The organism is Prevotella sp. S7 MS 2 (assembly GCF_000762865.1).
GTDB lineage: Bacteria > Bacteroidota > Bacteroidia > Bacteroidales > Bacteroidaceae > Prevotella.
In genome coordinates, this window is sequence record NZ_JRPT01000048.1 from 1 (window position 1) to 6,283 (window position 6,283).

The 6,283-nt window shown below is 43.8% G+C and carries 6 protein-coding genes; 5 read left to right on the top strand and 1 reads right to left on the bottom strand.

The window, feature by feature from the left end:
• From HMPREF0671_RS08735 to HMPREF0671_RS08755, 5 genes are all read left to right on the top strand, one after another.
• Window positions 1-306, top strand: a 306-nt coding sequence (locus HMPREF0671_RS08735; protein ID WP_036899595.1) for a MerR family transcriptional regulator, incomplete at its 5' end; no start/stop codon positions are given.
• Window positions 303-2,363, top strand: coding sequence for a bifunctional DNA primase/helicase (locus HMPREF0671_RS08740; protein ID WP_036864647.1), 2,061 nt, complete (start codon window positions 303-305; stop codon window positions 2,361-2,363). The genes HMPREF0671_RS08735 and HMPREF0671_RS08740, both read left to right, overlap by 4 nt.
• Complete coding sequence (locus tag HMPREF0671_RS08745) at window positions 2,351-2,659, top strand: helix-turn-helix domain-containing protein (RefSeq protein ID WP_036864650.1); 309 nt, start codon at window positions 2,351-2,353, stop codon at window positions 2,657-2,659. Before HMPREF0671_RS08740 ends, HMPREF0671_RS08745 begins: the two co-directional genes overlap by 13 nt.
• A gap of 190 nt (window positions 2,660-2,849) precedes the next feature.
• Window positions 2,850-3,614, top strand: a complete 765-nt coding sequence (locus tag HMPREF0671_RS08750) for a type IV toxin-antitoxin system AbiEi family antitoxin domain-containing protein (protein ID WP_025073077.1) — start codon at window positions 2,850-2,852, stop codon at window positions 3,612-3,614.
• A complete protein-coding gene (locus HMPREF0671_RS08755) occupies window positions 3,607-4,512 on the top strand; it encodes a nucleotidyl transferase AbiEii/AbiGii toxin family protein (RefSeq protein WP_036864657.1) in 906 nt (301 codons plus the stop codon). Before HMPREF0671_RS08750 ends, HMPREF0671_RS08755 begins: the two co-directional genes overlap by 8 nt.
• A 56-nt stretch (window positions 4,513-4,568) precedes the next feature.
• Here the strand turns inward: HMPREF0671_RS08755 and HMPREF0671_RS08760 are convergent.
• The coding region (locus HMPREF0671_RS08760; protein WP_036899600.1) for a helicase C-terminal domain-containing protein at window positions 4,569-6,283 on the bottom strand (1,715 nt) is incomplete at its 5' end.

Here is a 6,283-nt window from a genome sequence, read left to right on the forward strand (position 1 = left end):
AAGCGCACTTCCCGTCTTATCCAAGACATTGACGACGAGCTGGAGATGACCACGAAAGACCTTATCGGGACTCTGAATGTTTCAGAGTCCACCCTTTACCGTTGGCGCAAGAAGCAGTTAGTGAGGTATCGCTACACCGAGGGTGGTGATGTGCGTTATTTTTTCAAGTCTATCGTGATTGCCACGAAATGCAACCGCCTCCGTGTTTCCGGTATGAGGAATGACGAGGTTCTTGGTCGGCTCAACCGTTTCAAGGACAATCTTATCATGAGTTCATGTCTTAACCCTAAAAATAGACAACTATGATAGAAAAAGAACAGATTCTTTTGCTTACCCAAGGAGGTTTGAATGTATTTTCCCATTTCCTTGGTTTTGAGGTGAATCTTCACCGAAACTTCCGTAGCCCCTTCTATGACGATAAACGGGCTTCCTGTCATATCTACTATGATAGGAAAACTTCTTCTTATAAATTCTATGATCATGGCGATACCACCTATTCAGGGGATTGCTTCTGGTTTGTGGCAAAGTTGCGTAGTTTGAATCTGAAAACGAGTTTTCCCGAGGTCTTGGAAATCATCGTACAAGAACTTGGATTGTATTCTTTATGTGATGCCGAAAAGCATAACAAGCATATCACACCGTCATATAAAAATCCTATAGCCTCCAGTCCTACGGTCGAAAAGACCAAGCGGACGGAAGAACGACCATATAGTTTCGAGATACAGCCATTTGACGATGGACTGCTGAACTATTGGGCGCATTATGGTATCCATGAAGATACACTCCGGCTTTTTCGTGTACGGAGTCTTAAACGCTATGAAAGTGTATCTGCTGAAGGCAAGAAGTTTGAACTTTATAGCTCACCTACGGAACCTATGTTTGCCTATATCGGAAACGGCTATGTAAAGATATACCGACCTCACAGTCCAAAAATCCGCTTTCTTTATGGTGGACGGATGCCTGCCACCTATTGCTTCGGAATGGAGCAGATTCCTGCCAAAGGAGATATGCTTTTCATTACAGGTGGAGAAAAGGATGTACTCTCATTGTATGCACACGGCTTCAATGCGATTTGCTTCAACAGTGAAACGGCACAGATACCGACAAGTATCATTGAGAGCCTTCAGCTTCGTTTTAGGCATATAATACTCTTATATGATGCGGATGAAACAGGTGTACGGGAGGCACATAAACAGTGTGAACATTTAGTAGAATACAAGGTCTTGAACCTTTCACTTCCGCTAAGTGGTACGAAGTCTGAAAAAGACATTTCTGATTTCTTTGCCTTAGGCAACGGGGCAAAGGAACTGAAAGAGCTGCTTGCCAAGATGTTCTCAGATCTATATAGCCAAACCATGATGATGTTACGTTCCTGTGAGATTGATTATGAGAATCCACCGGACATTTCCAAATCAGTAGTAGCAGTAAACGGTGTGCCACTCGGCACACAGGATAACCTGTTCTGCATTACCGGAGGTGAGGGGACAGGCAAGAGTAACTATGTGGGTGCCATCCTTGCTGGAGCGTTGGGAGAAAAACGATTGCCGATAGAAAATACCTTGGGATTGGAGATTACCGCCAATCCCAAAGGCTTGGCAGTCCTGCACTATGACACGGAACAGTCCGAGGCACAACTGCACAAGAACTTGGGTAAGACACTGCGTAGGGCTTCTTTGACGGCAGTACCTGAGTTTTGCCATTCCCTGTACCTTGCCTCTCTGTCCCGCAAGGACAGGCTGAAACTTATCCGTGAGAGTATGGATTTGTTTCATCACAGGCATGGAGGTATCCATCTTGTGGTAATTGACGGAATAGCCGACTTGATACGTTCTGCCAACGATGAAACGGAAAGTATTGCCATTGTGGACGAGCTTTATCGCTTGGCAGGGATTTATAATACCTGTATCATCTGCGTGCTACACTTCGTACCGAATGGAATCAAACTCCGTGGGCATATCGGCTCAGAACTTCAACGCAAGGCGGCAGGCATTCTCTCCATAGAGAAAGATGATAATCCTGAATACTCGGTGGTGAAAGCTCTGAAAGTCCGTGACGGAAGCCCGTTGGACGTACCGATGATGCTTTTCGGATGGGATAAGGCTGAGGACATGCACGTCTATCGTGGTGAGAAGTCCAAAGAGGACAAGGAAAAGCGCAAGACCGATGAACTCGTTGGCGTTATAAGAGAAGCCTTCCGAAATTCTTTCAAGCTCACCTATCAGGAACTTTGTGATGTTCTGATGCGAGAAATGGAAATTAAGGATAGAACCGCAAAGAAGTACATCGCCTACATGAAAGAACAGCATATCTTGGCACAGGATATCAATGGCAACTATCAAAAAGGAGAATTATGCCGTACATAAACTATAATGCAGAAGACACTTGGCAAAAACGCCTGTTCGATAAGCTCATGAATGTCGAGGACAAACTCGACCGTCTGCTTGTCCTGCAAGAACAATCCGTCGATACGACTGTCCACCCACCATTGAAACCCGAATATTTGGATATCATAGATGTGTCCAAGATACTCAGAGTGGAACAAAAGACCATCTACAACTGGGTGTGGGCAGGGAAAATTCCTTATCTCAAAGCCAATGGACGTTTGTTGTTTTTACGTAAGGAGATAGACGAAATGGTACGGAAGCGAGAAGGTTGGTAGAAGTCAGTTTTATACAAGTATGTTGGAAATGTTCATGTTTTATTTCATCCTCTTTTTCCTCACTATGGTTGAAATATTATCCTACAAGTCAACTATTAGTTTACTTTCAGGAAAATAATTCAACCAATCAACTGTAATTAGTAAAGTCTTTTGTACCTTTGCGGTTGGTTTTAATTACAGCAAGTAAACTATGAGTGTACTAAAAGGAAAAAAAATAAACCAAATGCTTCAATCTGGGCAAAAGAACGGATTGCTGTTTGCGACATGGCTCGTAGAGCATGGCTATTCCAGGCAGTTGTTGAGCAGATATCGTTCTTCCGGTTGGTTATCCTCTCTATGTAAGGGAGTCATGTACCGCACAGGCGACACGCTGTCCGCTTTTGGTGCTTTGCAGTCCTTTAACGAACAAGTAGGAAAGAGTTTTCGTGTTGCAGCGCATTCTGCTTTGGAGCTTTGGGGCTTCAACCATTATGTTCCTATGGGCAAACCCCTGTTAATGGTATCAACGGCAAGTGATAAAATGCCACAATGGATGAAGCATGACATTTTCGACCGTGAATTTAAGTTTTTCAAGACAGAGGTGTTTATCAATGCACAGATAACAACTTTAACATACTTGGACTGGAGGCTGCTTATATCCTCCCCTGAGCAGGCCTTTATGGAATGTCTGCTGTTAACACCACGCCAATATAACTATATGGATTTATTTTATATAATGGAACAGTTGACCACTCTGCGTCCGAATGTTGTCCAATCGTTATTGGAAACCACAAAACATTACAAAATGAAGAGGCTGTTTCTATATATGGCAGAGAAAGCGGGGCATTATTGGTATGAAGATTTAGACCTTACAAAAATAGATTTGGGGACACATAAACTCCAACTCGTCAAATCTGGTATATATATCAGCAAATATAAGATGATTGTACCAAAAGAATTAAACGATTATGAATGATCAACAATATAAAAAACAGGTGGCATTGTTACTACGCATTATGCCTTTGGTTTACAAGATAACGGACTTTGCTGTTCATGGAGGTACGGCTATTAACCTGTTCCACCAGAATATGCCGCGTTACTCGGTTGATATTGACCTCACCTATATTCCGATAGAGCCACGCACAGCGAGTTTGGAAAAGATAAATCAACATCTTGGAGAACTGAAAACTAGTATAGAACGTGCCATTCCCGGAATACATGTGGTACATAAATCCGAAGTATGGAAATTGCAGTGCACGCATGATGGTGCTACGGTGAAAATAGAGGTAAATGGTACAAAACGGGGCATACTTGGAGAGGTTGAAATTATGGAACTCTGTCCGAAAGCAAAGAAAGAGTTCCAAGCCAGCTGTAAGGCACGTATAGTTCCTTATTCTCAACTTTATGGGGGGAAGATTGCGGCCGCCCTCAGCCGCCAGCATCCACGTGACATGTTTGACTGCAAATACATGAAAGACCAAACGCTTGAAAGTGTAAAAGGCGGACTCATCTTATGCTTATTGGGAAGCGACAAGCCTATCGTGGAATCCTTGTCTCCTAATAACATAAACCAAGAGGAGGCACTTGAAAACCAATTCAAAGGAATGTCAGATATTCCATTTACCTATACAGACTATGAGCAGGCTCGTGAATCCATTATTAAAAAGGTAAATGACTGCCTTGCAAATACAGACAAGGAATTCCTCGTTTCCTTTGAGGATGGAACACCACTGTGGAATAAATGTTGTGCAGGTGATTTAAGCCTATATCCATCTGTACAATGGAAATTACTGAATATAGGTAAACTCAAGAAGCAGACTCCCGATAAGCACAAAGAGGGAGTAGATAAGCTAAAAGGTTATTTGCTGATATAGTGATAAAAGTCAGACATTCTATACGGATGTCTGACTTTTAGCCCCTCGGCATATGTTTAGTGCCTCCATTTGGGTCTGAAACTCTGCAAACGGCTATTCTCTTCTTTATCTTGGACAGGATTATTCTCATTTTTCATCTCGACAGAATAATTATTGTTGGGTAAATTCTCTTCTTGCTCCTTTTCTTCCGTTTCATCTTTTTCCTCATCAAGTGGAGCAAGTGTAAGTGCAATCTTTCTGTCCAGCTCCGCAGCTTCACTTTTAAGTGAGCGAAGCTCGTCCTCTTTCTTCCAAGAACTGTTAGCAATATTTGTATAAACTTCTTTATTTGCAACAACCTTTGCCATTTCCTTCTCATGCGACTCTATCACCTTTGGAATACGCTCCAAGGCATTAACGAAGTTCTGACATGCGAGTTTCGGGTCTGTTGCCAACTTTCCATTATTGTAAGTGTAGTAGATAGACTCCTGCCCTTTCACAAAGAAGCGGTTCACCGAGCAGTCGAACAAGTCCTTGGAAGTGCTCTCCGTCTTGACCATGATGGAAAAGCCGTAAACCTCGCCAATCTTGTTGTACTCGCTCTTGGTACGAGCCTTTTCCTCTATCTCGTGCAGACGAGCGGCGATGACCTTTATGTCGGTGCTGTCCTCTATACCTTTGATTGTCAGTTTATTGACGGGCAGTCCCTCCGTATCACGTTCCACACGCTGCTCAAAGCAAGCCAAGTCAGCCTGCGCTTCCTTGATTTTATCCGAATGGAAGGACACGGAACTCTCAATCTCCGCCAGCTTGCCCGTTGCGGCATCACGCTCACGGAGGAAATTCTTGCGCTCGGATTCCAAGGTGGTAATCTTCTTGTCAAGCCTCGCTTTTTCCAAAAGGTCGGTGTTGCCTGAAAGTACTGCTACATATTCTGAGAAATTCATACCACTGTCCTCGTCCATCGAACCCTCATCAATGGTACGGCTACCCAAGGTGTTTGTTTTTAGCTGGTTGATAAAGAGCTGTTTGTTGTGCAACAGATTGAACTTATAGCTATCCAAGGAACGCTCTACGGCATAGATAATCACATCAACTTTGTTGTCCGCAAACTCCTTGGCGATAAGATTTCCTTTTCGGATGGCACGCCCATTGCGTTGCTCAAGGTCTGACGGTCGCCAAGGCGTGTCCAAATGATGGATAGCCACAGCCCGTTGCTGGGCATTGACTCCAGTTCCCAACATAGAGGTAGAACCGAAGATAATGCGAATGTCGCCACGGTTCATGGCATCGACCATTGCTTTCTTTGCTTTCTCGTTCTTGCACTCCTGAATAAAACGTATCTCGTATGCCGGGATATGGTAGTCCTCTACCAATTTTCTCTTGATTTCCGAATAGATATTGAAGTCTCCGCCGGGCTTGTAAGTCCCCAAATCAGAGAAAACAAACTGCGTCCCTTTCTGTGCATCGTACTTTTGGTAATAGTCATTGAGCATCTTGGCACAATGGCTTGCCTTGTTGTCGATATGGTCTGAGTACCCATTTTCATCAATCATGCGTAAATCTAAGCTCATCTTCCTCGCGTAGTCAGTTGCAATGAGCATCTTTGCCTTTTCCTCACTCTCACTCAGTGGTGCACGTCCCAAGAGTGTGGCATTGCCCGTCTTGGCGAACTCCATCAGTTTGCCGATAAATTCTTCCTGCTCTGGCGTGGGCGGTATGTTGTGCAGTATCTCGTTTTTCTCGGGACGGTCGATACCGATGTCCTTTGCCGTGCGAAAATCGCAAATCT